21 protein-coding genes are annotated in these 19,050 nt (G+C 72.0%); 5 read left to right on the top strand and 16 right to left on the bottom strand.

The features are described from left to right. Positions 1 to 6: 6 nt before the first annotated feature. On the bottom strand, positions 7 to 1,398 hold the full coding sequence (locus ACZ4W5_RS10630; protein WP_465653874.1) for a sporulation protein: 1,392 nt from the start codon (positions 1,396 to 1,398) through the stop codon (positions 7 to 9). 266 nt (positions 1,399 to 1,664) lie between these two features. Between ACZ4W5_RS10630 and ACZ4W5_RS10625 the strand changes: the two genes are divergently transcribed. From ACZ4W5_RS10625 to ACZ4W5_RS10610, 4 genes are all read left to right on the top strand, one after another. Next, a complete protein-coding gene (locus ACZ4W5_RS10625; protein WP_465653873.1) occupies positions 1,665 to 3,431 on the top strand; it encodes an asparagine synthetase B family protein in 1,767 nt (588 codons plus the stop codon). 28 nt (positions 3,432 to 3,459) lie between these two features. After that, positions 3,460 to 3,903, top strand: coding sequence for an NUDIX domain-containing protein (locus tag ACZ4W5_RS10620; RefSeq protein ID WP_465653872.1), 444 nt, complete (start codon positions 3,460 to 3,462; stop codon positions 3,901 to 3,903). A 59-nt stretch (positions 3,904 to 3,962) separates the two neighbouring features. Beyond that, on the top strand, positions 3,963 to 5,282 hold the full coding sequence (locus ACZ4W5_RS10615) for a UDP-glucose dehydrogenase family protein (RefSeq protein WP_465653871.1): 1,320 nt from the start codon (positions 3,963 to 3,965) through the stop codon (positions 5,280 to 5,282). Positions 5,283 to 5,383: 101 nt separating this feature from the next. Beyond that, on the top strand, positions 5,384 to 5,869 hold the full coding sequence (locus ACZ4W5_RS10610) for a glycine-rich domain-containing protein (protein ID WP_465653870.1): 486 nt from the start codon (positions 5,384 to 5,386) through the stop codon (positions 5,867 to 5,869). 146 nt (positions 5,870 to 6,015) lie between these two features. On the opposite strand, the gene ACZ4W5_RS10605 is transcribed toward ACZ4W5_RS10610, so the two are convergent. The 15 genes from ACZ4W5_RS10605 to proS all read right to left on the bottom strand — a co-directional run bounded on the left by ACZ4W5_RS10605 (position 6,016) and on the right by proS (position 17,754). Further along, the gene (locus ACZ4W5_RS10605; RefSeq protein WP_465653894.1) at positions 6,016 to 6,324 is read right to left on the bottom strand and encodes a hypothetical protein; all 309 of its coding nucleotides are present in this window, start codon (positions 6,322 to 6,324) and stop codon (positions 6,016 to 6,018) included. 1 nt (position 6,325) lies between these two features. Continuing rightward, a complete protein-coding gene (locus ACZ4W5_RS10600) occupies positions 6,326 to 6,844 on the bottom strand; it encodes a YraN family protein (protein ID WP_402480929.1) in 519 nt (172 codons plus the stop codon). A 168-nt stretch (positions 6,845 to 7,012) separates the two neighbouring features. Continuing rightward, positions 7,013 to 7,339 (bottom strand): DUF2469 domain-containing protein, encoded by a 327-nt coding sequence (locus ACZ4W5_RS10595; protein ID WP_030056781.1) that lies wholly within the window; start codon positions 7,337 to 7,339, stop codon positions 7,013 to 7,015. A 55-nt stretch (positions 7,340 to 7,394) separates the two neighbouring features. Then, positions 7,395 to 7,868 (bottom strand): NUDIX hydrolase, encoded by a 474-nt coding sequence (locus ACZ4W5_RS10590; protein WP_360233171.1) that lies wholly within the window; start codon positions 7,866 to 7,868, stop codon positions 7,395 to 7,397. Between the two features lie 112 nt (positions 7,869 to 7,980). After that, entirely contained in the window at positions 7,981 to 8,736 is a 756-nt protein-coding gene (gene lepB, locus ACZ4W5_RS10585) for a signal peptidase I (RefSeq protein ID WP_465653869.1), read from the bottom strand. 145 nt (positions 8,737 to 8,881) lie between these two features. Beyond that, entirely contained in the window at positions 8,882 to 9,886 is a 1,005-nt protein-coding gene (gene lepB / locus ACZ4W5_RS10580) for a signal peptidase I (RefSeq protein ID WP_360233166.1), read from the bottom strand. A 242-nt stretch (positions 9,887 to 10,128) separates the two neighbouring features. Continuing rightward, the gene (gene lepB, locus ACZ4W5_RS10575; protein ID WP_465653868.1) at positions 10,129 to 11,100 is read right to left on the bottom strand and encodes a signal peptidase I; all 972 of its coding nucleotides are present in this window, start codon (positions 11,098 to 11,100) and stop codon (positions 10,129 to 10,131) included. Further along, positions 11,084 to 11,962, bottom strand: coding sequence for a signal peptidase I (gene lepB / locus ACZ4W5_RS10570; protein WP_465653867.1), 879 nt, complete (start codon positions 11,960 to 11,962; stop codon positions 11,084 to 11,086). Before lepB (ACZ4W5_RS10570) ends, lepB (ACZ4W5_RS10575) begins: the two co-directional genes overlap by 17 nt. Before the next feature lie 77 nt (positions 11,963 to 12,039). Further along, complete coding sequence (gene rplS, locus ACZ4W5_RS10565) at positions 12,040 to 12,390, bottom strand: 50S ribosomal protein L19 (RefSeq protein WP_030056776.1); 351 nt, start codon at positions 12,388 to 12,390, stop codon at positions 12,040 to 12,042. 154 nt (positions 12,391 to 12,544) lie between these two features. Then, a complete protein-coding gene (gene trmD, locus ACZ4W5_RS10560; protein WP_465653892.1) occupies positions 12,545 to 13,363 on the bottom strand; it encodes a tRNA (guanosine(37)-N1)-methyltransferase TrmD in 819 nt (272 codons plus the stop codon). 158 nt (positions 13,364 to 13,521) lie between these two features. After that, positions 13,522 to 14,082: a ribosome maturation factor RimM gene (gene rimM, locus ACZ4W5_RS10555; RefSeq protein WP_465653866.1), complete on the bottom strand. Its 561-nt coding sequence runs from the start codon at positions 14,080 to 14,082 to the stop codon at positions 13,522 to 13,524. A gap of 151 nt (positions 14,083 to 14,233) precedes the next feature. Beyond that, on the bottom strand, positions 14,234 to 14,473 hold the full coding sequence (locus tag ACZ4W5_RS10550) for an RNA-binding protein (RefSeq protein ID WP_030056773.1): 240 nt from the start codon (positions 14,471 to 14,473) through the stop codon (positions 14,234 to 14,236). A 2-nt stretch (positions 14,474 to 14,475) separates the two neighbouring features. Further along, positions 14,476 to 14,904, bottom strand: coding sequence for a 30S ribosomal protein S16 (gene rpsP / locus ACZ4W5_RS10545; protein ID WP_360233154.1), 429 nt, complete (start codon positions 14,902 to 14,904; stop codon positions 14,476 to 14,478). A 414-nt stretch (positions 14,905 to 15,318) separates the two neighbouring features. Next, the gene (locus ACZ4W5_RS10540; protein ID WP_188307074.1) at positions 15,319 to 15,897 is read right to left on the bottom strand and encodes a hypothetical protein; all 579 of its coding nucleotides are present in this window, start codon (positions 15,895 to 15,897) and stop codon (positions 15,319 to 15,321) included. Between the two features lie 444 nt (positions 15,898 to 16,341). After that, a complete protein-coding gene (gene proS, locus ACZ4W5_RS10535) occupies positions 16,342 to 17,754 on the bottom strand; it encodes a proline--tRNA ligase (protein ID WP_360233152.1) in 1,413 nt (470 codons plus the stop codon). Positions 17,755 to 18,161: 407 nt separating this feature from the next. Between proS and ACZ4W5_RS10530 the strand changes: the two genes are divergently transcribed. Then, complete coding sequence (locus tag ACZ4W5_RS10530) at positions 18,162 to 18,866, top strand: class I SAM-dependent methyltransferase (protein ID WP_402480944.1); 705 nt, start codon at positions 18,162 to 18,164, stop codon at positions 18,864 to 18,866. Positions 18,867 to 19,050 lie beyond the last annotated feature (184 nt).

Below are 19,050 nucleotides of genomic sequence, written 5' to 3'. Positions count from 1 at the left end.
GCCGGATCATGCTGCGACGCCGAGTTCCTTGCGGGTCCGGTGGAGGAACTCGATGACCTGCGGTTCGCGGCGCCAGGGGGTGAGGGCGGTGTTGAATTCGCGGACGTAGTCCAGTGCCCGGCTGGATTGGACGCGGGCGAGGATGTCGACGGCCTGGTTGCCGAGCTGGAGGCCGTGGTCGAGGTCGCGGTCCTGGAGGTGGGCGGTCCCCACGATCGCGAGGCGCATGCCGACCGAGCGGGTGAACACCCCAGGCGCCATGGCGGCGGCCTGCGCGTTCCAGGCCAGGGCGGCCTTGGGGTTCTTGAGGTCGCGGAAGATCTCGGCGGCGTCGGCGGAGAGCCGGGCATGGTGATAGAAGTCGATCCAGGCCGGTTCCTCGCCGCCGTCGCGGGCCTGGCCGAGCAGGGTCTCGGAGGCCGCGAGCGCGGCGGAGGCCGCCTTGGCGTTGCCGTCGCGGGCATGAGCCCTGGCCTCGATGAGCTTGGTGAAAGCCAGAACCCTTGGGGCCGCCTCGTGCTTGGCGCGCTGGAAGGCGCCCTGGGTCATGTCGATGGCCTCGCTGGCGAAGCCCCTCAGGAGGGTCTGCATCGCCATCGTGGTGAGGACATAGCAGCCGAGCTGCACGTCGCCGCCGGCCCTGGCCATGCGGAGGGCCTGGATGAAGTGCCGCTGGGCGGCGTCGTGCTGGCCGACGTCGAAGGCGGTCCAGCCGGCCAGGCGGGACAGCTCGGCGGTCACCGAGAACAGCTCGCGGCCGACGCCGTCGCTGAAGGAGCCGTTCAGCAGCGGGATCGCCCGCTCCTGCAGGCAAGCGGTGACGGAGTTGGCCTTCCAGTTCCCGCCTCCGTACTTCGAGTCCCAGCGGCGGGCGTCGTCGGCGGCGTCCCTCAGTTCGTCGAGGTCGGCGGCGCCGACGCGCACGCTGCCGCGGTGGGCGGCGGTCTCGTCGGCGGGGGTGACCAGCCAGCGGGTCACCGGGGTGGCGAACGCGGAGACGGCGAAGCTCGATCCGGTGAGGAAGTCGCGGCGGTTCACAAGGCTCCAGAACGAAGTGGCGACGCGCACGGCGTCGGCGGGGTCTCGCGGGAAATCCAACCCCACATCCGCGTCCGGTGTCTCAGCGTCGGCCATACCGATCTCTGCGAGTTCCACGGGCCGGCCGAGCCGCTCGCCGATCGCGTGGGCCAGGAGCTTGGGCACGGGCCAGTCCGGGATCATGCCCCGGCGGCACCAGTTGGCAACCGAGGTATGCGTGTAGTTGGTGGTCAGCCCGGCTTCGTGGGCGAGCTGGTTCACGCGGTGGGCCAGCGATTTGTGGCTGGCTCCCTCACACTTGTCGATCATCCTGGCCAGGTCCGTGTTCGGCGGCCTGGTCCGGCGTGTGGTCGACGCCACAGCGTCCCCCTCAGGAGTCCCGCCGGCTCTGCGGCGGTTTCGTACTCGACTGGGCACGAGAAGTCGTACGCCCGGCATCTGACGCCGGATCACCGAGGGTATTGCCTTCGCCGCTCGCGGTGAACCGCTTTCGCGAGTTGTGAGCCCCCCTGCGAGCCCTGCCCCCGATTGCCGCCGGACGGTTGTCTGGTGTTCCGGGCCTCCGCCGGGAGCTGGGAAACCTTCCGGCGGGGGCCTCCACCGATTCACTCTCGGGGGTGAGGCAGATGTGCGGAATCGCAGGACTGGCCGGACCGGACGCCGCAAGGCACGAGAGCACCGTCGCCGCGATGGGGCTGGCCCAGCACCACCGCGGGCCCGACGGCACCCGACAGCTCGCCTCGGCCGACGACCGGGCGGTGCTGTCCATGAACACCCTGCTGATCGTCGACCGCACCGCCCAGCCCGGCCCCTACCGGGACGAGGCCACCGGGGTGCTGCTGACGTTCAACGGCGAGATCTACAACTACCGGCAACAGGCCGCCGCCTGGGGCATCGAGCTGGAGCCAGGCGAGACGGACGCCCACCTGGTGCTGCGGGCCTGGGCCAAGCTCGGGCCGGCCTGCCTGAACGGCCTGGACGGCATGTTCGCCCTGGCCGCCTACGACCCGCGCCAGCGTCGGCTGTTCCTGGCCCGGGACCGGCTCGGCGAGAAGCCCCTCTACTGGCGCCTCGACGGCGGCCGACTCGCGTTCGCCTCCGAGGTCACCACCCTGACCGGCTACGGCACCGCACCGCTGGTCGTCCGCCCCGAAATGCTCTCCATCGAGACGCCGACCGGCGTCGACACCCCCTTCCAGGGCATCCAGCTCCTCGCCCCGGCCACCCTGCTGACCTTCGACGTCGCCACCGGATCGCTGGACCAGCGGACCTGGTGGCGCCTGGAGGACTGCGAGCCCTGGCAGGGCGACTACCGCACCGCGCTGGCCCGCTTCTCGGTCCTGCTGGCCGACCGGATCCCCATGCGAGCCCCCGGCTCGGACTTCGCTCTCCTGCTCTCCGGCGGGCTGGACTCCTCGGTGCTGGCCTACCTGATGCGACCGCCGGTCTGCGTGACGGTCCGCTACCCGGGCCAGGACAGGCTCGACGAGTCGAAGACCGCCGCGATCGTCGCCCGCGACATCGGCGCCGAGCTCGTCGTGGTCGAGCCGACGATCGAGGACTTCACCCGGTCGCTGCCGGAGATCATGGCCGCCCTGGACTACCCGATGGGCAACGCGTCCACCTTCTCCGAGCACATGGCCTACCGGGCCGTCGCCGAGCGAGGACTTCGGGTGGTGGTCGGCGGGCTCGGGCCGGACGAGTTCCTCATGGGCTACGTCCGCCACGCGCTCGTCCTCTTCGGCCCCGAAGCCGTGCTGACGGCGGGCCTGGAGGCATACCGGCCGCTGGCCTCCAAGCTCCTGCACTCGGCGGGTGACCCGCTCGGGCCGGCCGAGGCGATCGTTCGGCTGATCCTTCGTGGCACCGACCCGGACGGGCGGGTCCGCGAGCTGGTCGCCGACGCCCTGGAACGGGCCGGCGGCGACCTGGCGCGGGGGCTGACGCTGGCGGACCTGGCCACGGCCTGGCGCCCGCTGGTGATGACCTCGGACAAGCTGGCCTCCGCGTTCGCCCTGGAGCGACGCTCGCCGTTCCTGGCCCGGGACCTGGTCGAGTTCTCCTACCGCCTGCCGGTCGAGCACAAGATCGCCGATCCGGCGGCCGGGAAGCGGATCCTGCGGGACGCCGCCAAGGCCCTCGGGCTGCCGCCGGAGGTCTGGGGCAGCCGGGACAAGCTCGGCTTCGCCTCCCCGGTCCCCAGCTGGCTCAGCGGCCCGCTGGAGCCCTGGTCGACCGCCCACATCACCACCGCCCTCACCGAGGCGCCCCGGGCCCTCCAGCCGCTGCTGGAGGGCGGCCTCCGGCCGGGCGGGCGGTTCGACCGGACCCGGATGCAGGCCCTGATGGCCGCCGCCTGGTTCTCCGACCAACGAGTGAGGGCTGCCGCATGACCGACCGTCAGGTCACTACGGTTGCCGGATGGATTCCCAGACCCTTCCCGACGAGCCGTCCGCCGCCGAGCCGCGCGGCGCGGTCGCGATCATCGCCAACCGGCGCGGCCAGCTCCTCATGCACCTGCGCGACGACCTCGGCTGGATCGCCTGGCCCGACCACTGGAGCCTGCTCGGGGGCGGCTGCGACCCAGGCGAGACCCCGGCCGAGGCGATCGTCCGCGAGCTGGACGAGGAAGCCGGCCTCACCGCCGAGAACGGTCTGGTGGAGCTGTTCGAGATCAAGGACTCGTACGGCTCCGGGCAGATCATCACCTTCTTCGCCGGCTCCTGGGACGGCGACGAGAGCACGCTGCCGCTCGCCGAGGGAGTCAAGCTCCAGTTCTTCGACCCCGAGCACCTGACCGTCCTGGACATCCCGCCGTTCATCCGCGACGGCATCCACCGCTACCTGGCCACCCGGCCCGCCTGACCCCCGGTGGGGTGAGGGCGGGCCGCCTTCCCCGCCCCACCCCCACCGGAGGACCCACCGTGAAGATCAGCGTCATCGGCACCGGCTACCTCGGCGCCACCCACGCCGCCGCGATGGCCGAGCTCGGCCACCAGGTGCTCGGCATGGACACCGACACCCACAAGGTCGAGGCCCTGAACAAGGGCCAGGCCCCATTCGTCGAGCGCGGCCTGGACGACCTGCTCGCCAAGCACACCACCGCCGGCACCCTGCGCTTCACCGCCTCCTACGCGGAGGCCGCCGACTTCGCCGACGTCCACTTCCTCGGCATCGGCACCCCCCAGCAGCCCGACAGCGGCGCCTACGACCTCACCCACCTCCAGGCCGCCGTCCGGCGCCTGGCCCCGCGGCTTCGCGACCACGCGCTGATCGTCGGCAAGTCCACCGTCCCGGTCGGCACCACCACCCAACTGCGGCAGATCCTGAACGAGCACGCCCGCCCCGGCGCGAACCTCCACCTCGCGTGGTCGCCGGAGTTCCTGCGCGAGTCCTTCGCCGTCGAGGACACCCTTCGCCCTGACCGCATCGTGCTCGGCATCGAGGACGGCGACACCACCAGCGAAGCGATCTTCCGGGCCGTCTACGCGGAGATCCTGGGCGCCGGCTCGCCGCTGATCGTCACCGACCTGCCGACCGCCGAGCTGATCAAGGGCGCCGCGAACGCCTTCCTGGCCACCAAGATCTCCTTCATCAACGCGATGGCCGAGCTCTGCGAGCTGACCGGCGCCGACGTCCAGCAGCTCGCGCTCGGCCTGGGCTACGACCAGCGGATCGGCTTCAAGGGCATGCGGCCGGGCCTGGGCTTCGGCGGCGGCTGCCTGCCCAAGGACCTGGCCGGCTTCACCCACCGCGCCGAAGAACTCGGCGCCGACCAGGCCGTGAGCTTCCTGAGCCAGGTCGACGCGATCAACCGGCGGCGGCGCGAGCGCACCGTCCAGCTCGCGCGAGAGGTGCTCGGCGGCACCGTGGTCGGCAAGCGGATCGCCGTCTGGGGGGCCGCGTTCAAGCCGGGCACCGACGACATCCGCGACTCGCCGGCCCTCGCGGTCGCCGAAGCCCTCCACCGGGCCGGGGCCGAGGTCACCGTCCACGACCCCGCCGCGATGGAGAACGCCCGCCGGGCCTACCCCTCGCTCGACTACGCCGACGACCCGGTCTCGGCGGTCACCGGCGCCGCCTTGCTGCTGCACCTGACCGACTGGCCCCAATACTCCGAGACCGACCCGGCCGACCTGCGGCAGCACATCGCCGTCCCCAAGGTCATCGACGCCCGCGGCACCCTCGACACCGACCGCTGGCGCGCGGCCGGCTGGACCTTCCGGGCCCTCGGCCGCCCCTGACCGGCGCCGGGCCACCCAACAGACCCCCGCACCGGGCGCCCCACGAGCGGCACCGGCTGCGGGTCCCGCACCACCCGAAGCAGAAGCAGAAGGAGGAGCACATGAGCGACACCCTCACCCGGTCCCGCGGCGCGAAGCTGCTGACCGGGGAGTTCTCCGAGTTCGCGGCCGACCTCGCCGCCGACGTCGCCAAGGAGAACCCCGACTTCAGCGGCGACTACATCAACCAGCTCGTCACCGCCTGGGCCGACTGGGCGACCCTCGTCGCCGACGACCCCCGGGCCGGTTACGCCCTCACCATCGACATGGACGAAGTCTGGCACGCCGCGCTGCGGCGCTCCCGGAAGAACTTCGCCTTCATGTCCCGCCTGACCGGCGGCCGGTTCATCCACCACGAGCCCGCCGACAACTACGGCAGCCCCGACAAGATCCGCGAGACCATGGCCGCCCTGATCGAGGCCGGCTACGGCGCCGCCCCGGAGGTCTACCTAGTGACCGGCGCGGCGGACTACACCGGCTCCGACTGCCGCCCGGCCGCCCCCTGCCCCGGAAGCGACGTCGCCCCCGCGTTCTCGCTGACCGCCTGACCCACGACCCGCAGAGGTGCCCCGAGCCATCCGGAAGGCTCGGGGCACCGCGCATGCATCGGCAGCTGACTGGGCAGTTCAAGTTACGAAATGGGAAGCCCAGCTGATCCGGTGCGGCTCCCGTTTCCTATGAGGTTGACGGTGGTCTAAAAGCCGACGCAGAGAAGGATGAATGCGATTCTGACCTCGATCGTGCTGCCGCCCAACAGCTTCTGGCCCACCCAAGCTCGGACGCCTCGCTCCACAACACCCCATGCCCTCACAAGATCTGAACACATGAACTTGACAGGGAAGCAGACCGCGGCGCGGACCCGGTCGCGGGCCTCGGTGAGCGCCTTGTCGGGCAGGCCGACCAGGGTGAACGCGGCCACCCCGGGCTCCAGATCGGCCTGGACCTCGACGATCACTCCGTCGACGCCGACCAGCGCGACGGAACAGGTACGGGCGAAGGCCATCTCAGACCACCCCCCGCAGGTGGTCGACCAGGGCCGCACCCCGGGCCCGGTTGACCACGGCCACCAGGTCGATCCGCACCCCGCCCGGTGGGGCGGGCGGCCACTGCGGATCGGACGGCCCGGGGTCGTACCCGGGCCCGGCCAGCCTGGCGAAGTGCTCGGGCCAGCGTTCGGCCAGCCAGCGCTCGGCGAGCCGCCGCAGCCGGGCGGCCTTGGCCCGGTCGATGGCCTCGCTGGGCTGTTGGAAGCCCCGCTCGGAGCGGGTCTTCACCTCGCAGACCGCGACGGTGTCGCCGTCGAGGGCGACGATGTCCAGCTCGCCCTCGGCGCAGCGCCAGTTGCGGTCGAGGATGCGGAGCCCGGTGTCCGTGAGGTGCCGGGCGGCGACCCGCTCCCCGTAGCGGCCGAGGCCGTTCCTGGTGCCGCGGTCCTCCCCGGCCCCGCCGTCCGCCCCGGTCGCGGCCGCGTTCGGTACGGCCCGCTCCTGCACGGTCTGGTCCTGCACGATGGTGTTCTGCACGGTGACCACCTCCGCCGAGGAGGCTGCACCACCGTGCACACCGACGCCGGGAAATTCCGTTCCCCTGTGGATAACCCGGGCCTGTGGACAACTCTTGTCACCCGCAGGAGTGAGAAGCCCCCGTCACGCGAAATTCGGCTGGACAACGCGGGACGGAGTCGTTCAACGTCAGTTCCCGAAGCCGGACTCGTCCGAGGGCAGCTCCAGATCGCTCTTCGCGAGTTCCTCGATGTTCACGTCCTTGAAGGTCAGCACCCGGACCTTACGGACGAACCGGGCCGGCCGGTACATGTCCCAGACCCACGCATCCGCCATCGACACCTCGAAGAACACCTCGCCCTGGACCGAGTGCACCTGCAGCTCGTAGTCGTTGGTGAGGTAGAACCGTCGCTCGGTCTCGATCACGTACTTGAACAGGCCGACGACGTCCCGGTACTCCCGGTAGAGCTTGAGCTCCATCTCGGTCTCGTACTTCTCGAGATCTTCGGCACTCATCCAGGCGTCCCCTCAACTTGTCACGTCCACCCATTGTGGACCACCGCACCCACGCTCAGAGCCGTACCGGATCGACCGGCGGGCCCTCTGCGAGCAGTCGCTCCAGGAAGCCCGCCAGTCCGGCCGGATAGACCGTCTCGGCGGTCCCCCGAAGTTCCTCGACCGTCCACCAGCGCGCCGCGAGCAGCTGGGCGTGCTCGTCCTCGCCCATGCCCGAGTGGTCCAGGCCCGTCTCCGTGGTCCGGGCCAGGTGGAACCACTGCTCCTGCTCGTAACGCTGTCCCCGAAAGGAGAACGACACCGTGCCGTACGCCACCAAGGGCCCCAGGGCCACACCCCGCAAGCCGGTCTCCTCCGCGAGCTCCCGCTCGGCGGCCGCCCGCACGTCCTCCCCCGGCTCCAAGCCGCCCCCGGGCGTGAACCACCACGTCTCGTCGGGCACCGCGGGATCGACGCCCAGGAACAGGAGGATGCGGTCCAGCCCGTCCAGCAGCAGGATCCGCGCCGCCCGGCGACGCTGTGCAGTCATGGCAGCGCTCCACGCTCCTTCCGTTCGCATCGGTGGCGCTACCGATCCTGCCACCCGGCGCGTCCGTCCGGGGCGATGTTCGGCAGAGCGGCCCGACCTGCGACGGCCGCGCTCAGGAGCTGCGCCCCCGGCGGAGCCGGCGCGCCAGGCCGGCCACCCCGCCCACCGCCGAGGTCAGCACGATCAGCGCCGCGCCCGCGACGGTCGCGTAGGCGGCGGGCTCCAGCGGGCCGGGCTCCGCGGCCCGGGGGCCCGCGAAGCCGTCGAAGGCCGAGGTCCGCTCCAGCAGGGCGGTCCGGCCGAGGGGCAGCAGGGTGGCCTCGACCCTCGCCTCGACGGCGGTGGCCGGGACGGTCCCCCCGTCGACCTCCAGGTGGGTGCGGGAGTCCAGCGAGCCGACCCGGTTGTCACCGAGCATGAACAGCCGGCCCTGCGGCACCGTCACGCTGAACGACTCGCCCTGGCGGCCCTGGGTCGCGAGGTACGGCTCGTCCACCGGCTGCCCGTTGACCGTCAGCCGGTGGTCCGCGGCGGTGGTGGCGACGGTGTCGCCGCCGACCGCGACGACCCGCTTGACCATGAGTTCCCCGCCCCAGGCCTGGTCGCGGAAGACCGCCACGTCGCCCCGGCCGACGGCGCCGCCGTCGACCTTGCGGGCGAGCACGGTGTCGCCGATCCGGAGCGTCGGGTGCATCGAGGCGGTGGGGATCTTGTACGGCCGGTAGTCGACTGCGATGAGGGCGAACCCGCCGATCATCAACACCAGCCCGAGCGCGATCGCGACCCCCTGCAGCACGGCGGCGGGCCGCCGGCCGGACGGGGCGGGCGCGGCCGAGTGGTCGGCCGACTGTTCCACGACACTGCTCATCGACACCGTCCACCTTTGGCCGACCGGAGAACACCACTGGCACGCCGGTGGCTCGGGCGCGAACGCCGACGGGCCGTGGCACGTCCGAGCAGATTACTCGTCGGTACCACGGCCCGCGCAAGGGTCGGGGAGGAGCAGGTGGAGCTCAGGACTCCTTCCGGCGCTCCGTCCGGGCCCGCACCCGACGCACCAGCGGAAGCAGCGCGACGGCCCCCACCGCACCGGCCACGGGGGGCGCGGCCGGCAAGGCCGCCGCCAGGCCCTTCTGGTCGAAGGTGTCCGGCACCGGGAGCGTGGACCAGTGGCCGATCGGCCAGGCCACCACGAAGGCGCGCCCGATCACGTTGTCCACCGGCACGGACCCGCCGCCCGGCTGGTCCATGTGGAAGCGGGAGTCCAGCGAGTCGGCGCGGTGGTCGCCCATCACCCAGATCCGCCCGTTCGGCACCTTGATCGGGCCGAAGGGCTGAGTCCCGCAGGGGGTGTTGCCGGGGTAGATGTACGGCTCGTTGAGCGCGACGCCGTTGACCTTGACCGGGCCGTCGTTCTTGCACTCGACGGTGTCGCCGCCGACCGCGATGACCCGCTTGATCAGGTCCTTCTCGTTGGCGGAGGGCATCAGCCCGACGAAGCTGAGCACGTCCTGGACCCCGCGGACGAAGGAGTTGCTGCTCTGCTGGGTCGGCTCGTCGCCCAACCAGCCGCCCGGGTCGTGGAACACCACGACGTCCCCGCGCTCGGGTTCGGCGCCGAACCACGGGGTCAGCTTGTCCACCAGCACACGGTCGCCGACCTGCAGCGTGTTCTGCATCGACTCGGACGGAATGGAGAACGCCTGGACGAAGAAGGTCTTGATCACCAGCGCCAGGATCAGTGCGATGCCGACCAGGATCGGCAACTCCTTCAGGAAGGAGCGCTGCTTGCGCGGCTTGGCCGGAGCCTCCGACTCCGGCTCGTCGGTCGGCCCGCTCTCCGGCTGCCGGGGCTCAGCCGGGCCGTCGGCCCCGCTCCCGTGCTCGTCGGCGGTCTGGGCGGCCGTGTCCTCGACCGCGGCGGAAGGCGCCGAGGACTCGGCGGACCGGGTCACCCGACCGCCCGGGCCCTCGGGTTCCCCGGCGCCTGAGCGGGCGCCGATCACCAAATCCCCCACAACGTCTCCTCCCTGCTGTGCGGACGCCTGCGCGCCCGCGCTCAGAGTGCCGCACAGCGGGCACCACGCTCACCACGACCACGAACGCATCAGGGTTGCCCACAGCAGGCTCTCCTGACACCAACCCGGCCCCGGCGCACGACCGGGACCACTCCCGGCCGTACCTGCACTTCTCTATCACTCCAGGGCATCCGGCTCGCGGTTCCACACGCGCCGTCCGGCCGTCCGACGACCGGAGCGGCTCACCGCGGAGGCCGCCCCGACCGGCGAACGACGAACGGAAGGATGCCCAACACACCCATAACGAGCGGTGGTTCCAATGGAACCGGCCCAATGCCCATCGATTCCGGCGCAGTTCCGCCGGGCCGCGAGCTCGCGGCGAGAGAGGAGAGTGAACCTGGTTCGGCGAGTTGATGGAGCCGGCCCAGCGGCCACCCGATCATGAAGGCGCGACCGACCACGTCGCTCAGCGGGACGGTGCCCTGCCCGGGGTTGCCCATGTGGAAGCGGGAGTCGGCGGAGACGTCGCGGTGGTCCCCCATCACCCACAGCCGCCCCTTCGGCACCGTCACCTTGAACGGCTGGCGGGACGGCGGGTTGCCCGCCGCGAGGTACGGCTCGTCCACCGCACGGCCGTTGACGCTGAGCCGCCCCTGCGGGTCGCAGCACTCGACGGTGTCCCCGCCGACGCCGATCACGCGCTTGATCAGGTCCTGCTCGTCGTCGGACGGCAGCAGCCCGACGTAGGTCAGCACGTGCTTCGCCGGGCCCAGGACCGGACCGTCGTCGGAGGCCTTGCGATCGTTCTCCAGCCAGCCGCCCGGGTCCTTGAACACCACCACGTCGCCGCGCTGCGGCTCACTGCCGAACCAGGGGGTCAACTTGTCCACCAGCACCCGGTCCCCGACCTGGATGGTCTGCTCCATCGAGCCCGAGGGGATCACGAACACCTGGATCATGAAGGTCTTCATCACCAGTGCCACCAGCAGGGCCACCAGGATGATCAGTGGGAACTCGCGCAGCAGCGAGCGCTTGCGCCGTCTGGCCGCGCGGCGGGCGCTACGGCGACGATCGGCGCGGCCCCGGACCGGCGCGACCGTCGCGGCCGGCGCGGCCGGTCCGACCGCGGGCTCCCCCGCTCCGCCCCCGCCCCCGCTCCCGCCCGGTTCCGGAGCCGGGCGGTCGGCGACCCGGCCCCTACCCCTGGTCCCCACGGCCACCAGTCCCCGGGACCGCGGCGAAGGCCGCGGGCCGGTCCAGGCCGGTCAGGCGCGAGAACGGGTAGACCACCCAGTCCGCCCGGCCGATCACCTTGTCCTCGGGCACGAACCCGCCACCGGGCTCCCCGAGGTGGTCGCGGGAGTCCCGGGAGGCGCTCCGGTGGTCGCCCAGCACGAACAGCTTGCCGTTCGGCACCAGGACGTCGAAGGCCACCGCGGACGGCTGGTCGCCCGGGGCCAGGTAGGCGCTCTCGTCGAGCGGCACACCGTTGACGGTGAGCGGCGCCCCCGGGCCGGTGCTCCGCACCCGGTCCCCGGCGACGCCGATCACGCGCTTGACGTAGACCGTGTCGCCGGCCGGGACCAGCCCCAGGTCCCGGCCGACCGAGCGGAGGCCGTCCCAGAACCCCGGCGGCTCGGCCGAATCCCGGAGGAAGGAGCCCGTCCCGTCGAAGACCACCACGTCGCCGCGCTGGGGATGCCCGCCGAAGGCGTAGGCGAGCTGGTTGGCGACCAACCGGTCGCCGGGCTGCAGGGTGTCCTCCATCGAGCCCGAGGGCACCGTGAACGGACGGGCCACGAAGGCGTTCACCAGCAGCAGGGCCGCCAGACAGATCCCGGCCAGCAGCAGCAGGTCCCGCGAGCGCGACCGCCCGGGCTCTTCGGCGTCGGCCTCGGCGTCGGCCTCGGCCTCACCCTCGGCCACGTCACCGGGCCCGGGCTCGGGCTCGGCCCCCGCCCCTACCCCCGCCGACCGCTGCTCCGGCTCGGAAACGACCGCGGACCGCGACAGCGAGTCCGCACCGGTGGGTGCGGGACTGCCGTCGCGGTCCGCGGGTGGTTCGTGCGTGCTCATCGGGCGCAGAGCTTACCTTGCGGTGGCCCGGTCCCTCGGAGCGCTCCGGTCCCCCGGCGCGGCCGGGGGGCGGTGGATCAGCGGTCGCGCTTCTCCTTGATCTTCGCGGCCTTGCCGCGGAGGTCACGCAGGTAGTACAGCTTGGCGCGGCGAACCGCACCGCGGGTCACGACCTCGATCTTCTCGACGACCGGGGTGTGCACCGGGAAGGTGCGCTCCACGCCGACGTTGAAGCTGACCTTGCGGACGGTGAAGGTCTCACCGATGCCGGCGCCGTGGCGGCGGATGACGACGCCCTGGAAGACCTGGACACGGGAGCGGTTGCCCTCGATGACCCGGACGTGAACCTTCAGGGTGTCACCGGCACGGAAGGCCGGGATGTCGGTGCGCAGCGAGGCCGCGTCGACAGCAGCGAGCTTGTTGCTCATGTTGCTCTCCATCGCAGGCGCCACGGGCCGCCCACGGAAGTTCGTCACAATGGGGTGAGCTGCGGGCCGCATCGGCTGACGGCGATCCCCCCGTGGCGGGGGCGCCGGTCCACGCGCCCCCTACGAAAGGGGGCCAGCGACAGACAGCAGCGGCCTATTCTTCCACATCGACGGCCGTGGACCGAAATCGGCCGAGCTCCTCGTCCCAGACCAGGCCCAGTGCGTCGAGCGCCGCCCGGTCCTTCTTGTCGAAGGCGCCGTACTGCCAGCGCCCGACCAGGTCGGGCCGGTTGGCCAGAGTGCGGGCGAAGGCCTGCTCCCGCCGCCAGCGGGCGATCTTGCCGTGGTTGCCGCTGAGCAGGACGTCCGGGACGGTCCGGCCGCGCCACTCGGCGGGCTTGGTGTAGACCGGGCCCTCCAGCAGGTCGGCCATCGCGCCGGGCGCGAAGGAGTCGTCCCGGTGCGACTCGGCGTTGCCGAGCACGCCGGGCAGCAGCCGGGCGATCGCCTCGACCATCACCAGCACCGCGACCTCGCCGCCGGCCAGCACGTAGTCGCCGATCGAGGCCTCGACCACCGGCATCCGGGTGGCCGCCTCCTCGATGACCCGGCGGTCGATGCCCTCGTACCGCGCGGGGGTGAACGCCAGCCAGGGGCGCCCGGCGAGTTCCTGGGCGAGCTCCTGGGTGAACGGCCGCCCGCTGGGCGTGGGAACGACCAGGGTGGGCACCTGGCCCTCGGGGCCGCCGGCCACCACCGCGTCCAGCGCCTCACCCCACGGCTCGGGCTTCATCACCATGCCGGGGCCGCCGCCGTACGGGCTGTCGTCCACCGTGCGGTGCACGTCGTGGGTCCATCCGCGCAGGTCGTGGACGTGCACGTCCAGCTGGCCGCGGGCCCGGGCCTTGCCGACCAGCGAGATGTTCAGCGGCTCCAGGTACTCCGGGAAGATCGAGACGACGTCGATCCGCATCCCCGACTGGACGCCCGGAGTGACCGCCGCAGCGCTCTCCGGGGCGCTCTCCGGAACGGCCGCCGGGGTGTCCCCCGCTACGGCCGCCGGGGTGTCCTCCGCCACGGCCGTCGGGGCGTCCGCCGGTACGTCCGTCCGGGCGAGGTCCTGCTCCGCGCTCACTCCGACTCCTCCGGCTCCTCCGAAGAGCCGCCGGCGACCTCGGCCTCGTCGAGGTCGATCAGCCCGGGCGGCGGGGTGATCACGGCCCGCTGGTTCTCCAGGTCGATGGTCGGCACGATCTGGGTGACGAAGGGCACCAGCACCTCCGTGCCATCGGCCTTCTCCACCGTGAGCAGGTCCTGGTACGGCAGGTGGACGACCCCGGTCAGCTCGCCGACCCGGGTGCCGTCGAGCAGCACCACATCGAGGCCGACCAGCTGGTGGTCGTAGTACTCCTCCGGGTCGTCCGGACGCTCCTCCGGGTCGACCTCGGAGATCAGCAGGGTGCCCCGCAGCGCCTCCGCCGCGTTGCGGTCCTTGACGCCGGCGAAGCGCAGCAGCAGCCGACCGCTGTGCACCCGGCCGGACTCGACGGTCAGGGGCCCGGCCGAGGCCGGGTCGGTGAGCAGGACGGCACCGGGGCCGAGCCGGAGTTCCGGCTCGTCGGTGCGGACCTCGACACTGACGTCCCCCCGGATGCCGTGGGCACGGCCGATCCTGCCGACGACGAGCTGCACGGTGATCGTTCTCCTGGAGTTGCTGAGCGAGAAGACAGAGACAGAGGCTGGTGACGAAGGCTGGGTCCGGCGGCCGGAGACAGAGAAAGGCCGACCGGAACGACATGCGTCCCGGTCGGCCTCAAGCCCGACGGCTGAACGAGCAGCTGCGTCAGCGAATGTTGTCCACGTCGACCAGGTCGACCCGGACGTTGCGACCGCCGAGGGCGCCGACCACGGTGCGCAGTGCGCGCGCCGTGCGGCCACCCCGGCCGATCACCTTGCCGAGGTCATCGGGGTGCACCCGCACCTCGATGGTGTTGCCCCGACGCAGGTTGCGCGAGCGCACCTGCACCTCGTCGGGGTGCTCGACGATGCCCTTCACCAAATGGTCGAGGGCGTCCTCGATCACGATCAGGCCTCGGCGCCGGCGTCGGCCTCAGCCTCGGCCTTGTCCGACTTCTTGGCCTTCGGGGTGATGGCGACACCGGTGGTGGCGTCCTCGAAGCCGGCGACGGCCTTCGCGAACAGGTGCGAGAAGTCCTCGACCTTGGGCTCGGCGACCTTCAGCGGCTCCGGAGCCGGCAGGCCCTTGAACTTCTGCCAGTCGCCGGTCAGCTTGAGGATGGCGAGCACCGGCTCGGTCGGCTGGGCGCCGACGGACAGCCAGTACTGGGCGCGCTCGCCGTCGACCTCGATCTTCGAGGGGTTGTAGGTCGGCTGGTAGATGCCGATCTCCTCGATCGCGCGACCGTCACGCTTGGTGCGGGCGTCGGCGACGACGATGCGGTAGTGCGGGGAGCGAATCTTGCCGAGACGCTTGAGCTTGATCTTGACTGCCACGGGAGTGGATTCTCCTGGTGTTGACGTGGGTGAGGGGTCTCGCGTCCGCGTGGGGTTGCGGGGCGGTCCGCTCAAGGGACACGCCAGCCGTAGGAGAGAGGGGTCCTGCTCGGCTGCCGAGTACTCAGCTGTCCATTCTGCCATATCGGCGGCAGAGCTCTTCACCCGGCCGTCGCAGACGGAGCCGGGGAGCACCTGGACCGGAGCAGGGGGCGCCTCGGGCCGGAGCCGGGAGGCGCCTCGGACGGAGCCGAGGGACAACTGGGCCGGAGCAGGGGGAACCGCTCAGGGCTCGACCGGGAGCCCCCGCTCCCGGTCAGCCCACGGACTCACCAATGCCACCGATGCCGCCGGTGCCGATCATCCCGGCCGAGCCGACTGCCCGCACAGTCGCCGACCGGTCCCGACCCCGGATTACGCGATCTTGAACGGTTGCTGGCACGCGCCGCAAACGATGGACGCCTGGGCGAGCACCGACGGCACGACCCGGACGTTGCGCCCGCAGCCGCAGACGGCCTTGACCCGGACGCCGCCTCCGGAGGAACCGTGCCGGGCGGCCGGGCCGCGGAACGCGCGGTTGGTGCCGTCGCCGGCCACCGCTTCCTGGTGCGCGCCGAGGGCGCGGTCCAGCCGCTCGATGGTCTCGGCGTAGCGCTCCTGCGTCTCCTTGAGCATGGTCACCTGGGAGAAGCCGCTGCTGGCGTGCGGCTCGACCGGGTGCGCCAGGCCCAGCTCGGAGGCGAGCATCAGGAAGCGCCGGTTGTGGTAGCGGCCGGCCCGCGAGGTGTCCCGGATGTCCCGGGCCGCGGCCAGACCGTGGGCAGCCTCGTGGAGGAGCCGCTCGAAACCGAGCCGCGTGCCACAGGCCGAGGAGGACTCGCCGATCAGTGCCTCGGGCGAGGCCAGGTCGGGGAGGTCCTGGTGGTAGGCCTGGATGTCGCTCCAGGCGGCGGCCAGTTCGGCCGCGAGGACGAGGGGCTGTGTCGTGCTCACGCTAGACCAACGATGCAGAGTGTGCCGATGTTCCGCATGTTCCCGTTCTCCGGGAATTCCCAGGGAACTCCCAGGAATGCACGACTGCGCGCGAATTGCGCGTTCCGGATCTGAGGCAAGACCAACCCCCTGCGGGTTTCGGCCCGTCGCAACGTCGGCGGGCCTCGTGAATTCCGTCCGGAGAGCGGGCTGTCGCCCCCTGGACGTACGGCCCGTGGGCCCGTCGAAGTTGACAGGGCCACGGGCCGTACACCGTACCGCTATTCCGTTAATACCGGCAGTTGACCGGCCAGTAGGGATGTACCCTACTCGGCCCGCTCCGGCAGAGTTACCGGATTCTTACCCACCCGCATTCCGGGCAAATGTCGCCGCCGCCGGTCATTACCCGACGACGGCCGACATCGGTGGACGGCACGCGATCAGTACGCGCACGCCTGGATCACATCAGTACGCGCGTGCGACGATCGCGATATTGCCGTCCTGGTCGTCCGCCTGCGGCACCGAACCGTCGGCCGCGACGATGCAGCGCACCGTGACGCCCTGCTCGGCCAGCTTGGCCTCGCCCTCCGGGCCGAGGTCGGCCCAGGAGATCCGGGCCCAGCCGGTCGCGGCGGCCTCCACGGCCTCGTCGAGGGTCTTGACGTCGACGGTGCGGGACTCGCGGCGCTCGCGGGACTGGCGCAGCAGCAGCGCCTGGTCCTCCTCCAGGACGCCCGGCAGCAGGGCGGCCAGCGCGTCGATGGAGACCGGCTCCTTGCCGCCCGGGATGCGGCGGGCCAGCATCGCGGTGCCGTTCTCGAGGTCGCGCGGGCCGACCTCGATGCGCACCGGAACGCCCTTGAGCTCCCAGTCGACGGCGCGGCGGCCGAACGGGGTGTCGGTGCGGTCGTCGACCACGACCCGGATGCCGACGGCCTCCAGCTGGGCGCCGATCTCGCGGACCTTGGCGATGACGGCGTCGTCGCCCTTGATGGCCAGCACCACGGCCTGGACCGCGGCCAGGCGCGGGGGCACCCGCAGGCCGTTGTCGTCGCCGTGGGACATGATCAGGCCGCCGACCATGCGGGTCGAGACGCCCCAGGAGGTCTGCCAGACGTACTCGCGCTCGGCGCCCTGCAGCTGGTAGGTGGTGTTGAACGCCTTGGCGAAGTTCTGGCCCAGCTCGTGGCTGGTGCCCATCTGCAGCGCCTTGCCGTCACCCATCATGCCTTCGAGGGTGAGGGTGTTGATGGCGCCGGCGAAGCGCTCCTTGGCGGTCTTGCGGCCGAGCACGACGTCGATGCCGAGCACGTTGGTCATGAAGTCGCCGTAGACCTGGGTGTGGATCATCGACGCGTACGCACGGGCGTCCTCGTAGGTGGCGTGGGCGGTGTGGCCCTCCTGCCAGAGGAACTCGGTGGTGCGCAGGAAGACGCGCGGGCGGAGCTCCCAACGGACCACGTTGGCCCACTGGTTGATCAGCAGGGGCAGGTCGCGGTGGCTCTGCACCCACTTCGAGAAGTACTCGTTGATGATGGTCTCGGAGGTCGGCCGGACGACGACCGGCTCCTCCAGCTGCTTGCCGCCGCCGTGGGTGACCACCGCGAGCTCGGGCGCGAAGCCCTCGACGTGCTCGGCTTCCTTCGTCAGGTAGGACTGCGGGATGAACATCGGGAAGTAGGCGTTCTGGGCGCCCGCCTTCTTGATGCGCGCGTCCATCTCCTGCTGCATCCGCTCCCACAGGCCGTAGCCGTACGGTCGGATGACCATGGTGCCGCGCACCGGACCGTTGTCGGCCAGCTCGGCCTTGTTGATGAGGTCCTGGTACCAGCGCGGGAAGTCTTCCGCCTGAGGGGTGAGAACGGGTGCCTTAGCCATGGGCGGAATGGTACGGGGATCGGCCCCCTCACTTCGAATCGGTATCACACCGATGAGGGGGTGAGGACACCCTCAGTCGTGGCACACCGACCGCGGGCCGCCCGCAGGGGGCGCACGACCGCGACACGCGCGCACCACCCCGCACCCCTCTGGACGCCGGGCCCGACCCGCTGTTCGCTGGAGTGGGGCGGGACTTTGGGGGAGCCGTAGCTGCACACCGAAGGACCGGATGGGAGGCCGCGATGGCTTCAGCTCGGACGACCGGCACGACCGCACGACCAGGGACCGCACGACCAGGGGCCGCACGACCGGCGGGCGCACAACCGACCGGCGCACGACCGCACCACCCCCCGCAGGAGGCCGCGGGGCCCGCGCGGGCGCGCGACTGGGCGGAGATCCAGGAGCGCATGCTGGTGCCGCTCTACGAGGCGGTCTACGACCGCCTGGAGGTCGGTCCGGCGAGCAGCGTGCTGGGCCTGGGCTGCCGGTCCGGGCTGGCCCTGCTGCTGGCCGCCGGACGGGGCGCCCAGGTCGCCGGGCAGGAGCCGCGGGACGAGCTGCGCGAGCTGGCCCGGGGCCGTCGGCTGCGGGTGTGCGCGGGGGCCCGGCCGGCCGCCGCCGTCCCCCGCTCGGCCCATTCGCTGGTGACGGTCTTCGACCAGTTGCCCGGCTCCGCCGAGCCCGGGCCGGTGGTCGCCGAGGCGGCCCGGCTCACCCTCCCGGGCGGGCACGTGGTGCTCGCCGCCTGGGGACCGCCGGAGCGCTGCGAGAGCGCCCCGGTGCTGGACGCCGCCCGCCGGACGGCCGGGCGGGCCACCGCGCGCGACCCCTTCGAACTGAGCGCGCCGGGAGCGCTGGAGGACCTGCTGCCCCCGGCCGGCCTGCGTCCGGCCGGCAGCGGCCGGGTGAGCTGCCCGTTCGCCTACCCGGACCTCGACAGCGCGGTGCGCGGCCTGCTCTCCACCGGACTGTTCGAGGCGGCCGAGGAGTTCTCCGGCGCCCCGCTGGTGGCCAAGGAGCTGGAGGAGGCGCTGCAGCCGTACCTGCGCCCGGACGGCTCCGTCCGGATGGAGAACGTCTTCCGCTACCTGGTCGCCGAGCGGCCCCGCTGATCGCGGGCGGCCCGCCGGAGGCCCGTCGGCCCCTCCGATGTGCCCCACTGATGTGCCCCGCGAAAACCGGGGGCGGCCGCCCCCCCCGCGGGCGCCCCCCGTTCCCCCCCTCCCGCCTCCCTTTCTGAGGCATTCCCCCGCACCCCCGAGAACCGGGAGGAGTCCCTCCTGGCCAAGGTCTCCG

The organism is Kitasatospora sp. NPDC029367, assembly GCF_055569135.1.
This window is presented reverse-complemented; position numbering and strand designations above follow the sequence as displayed.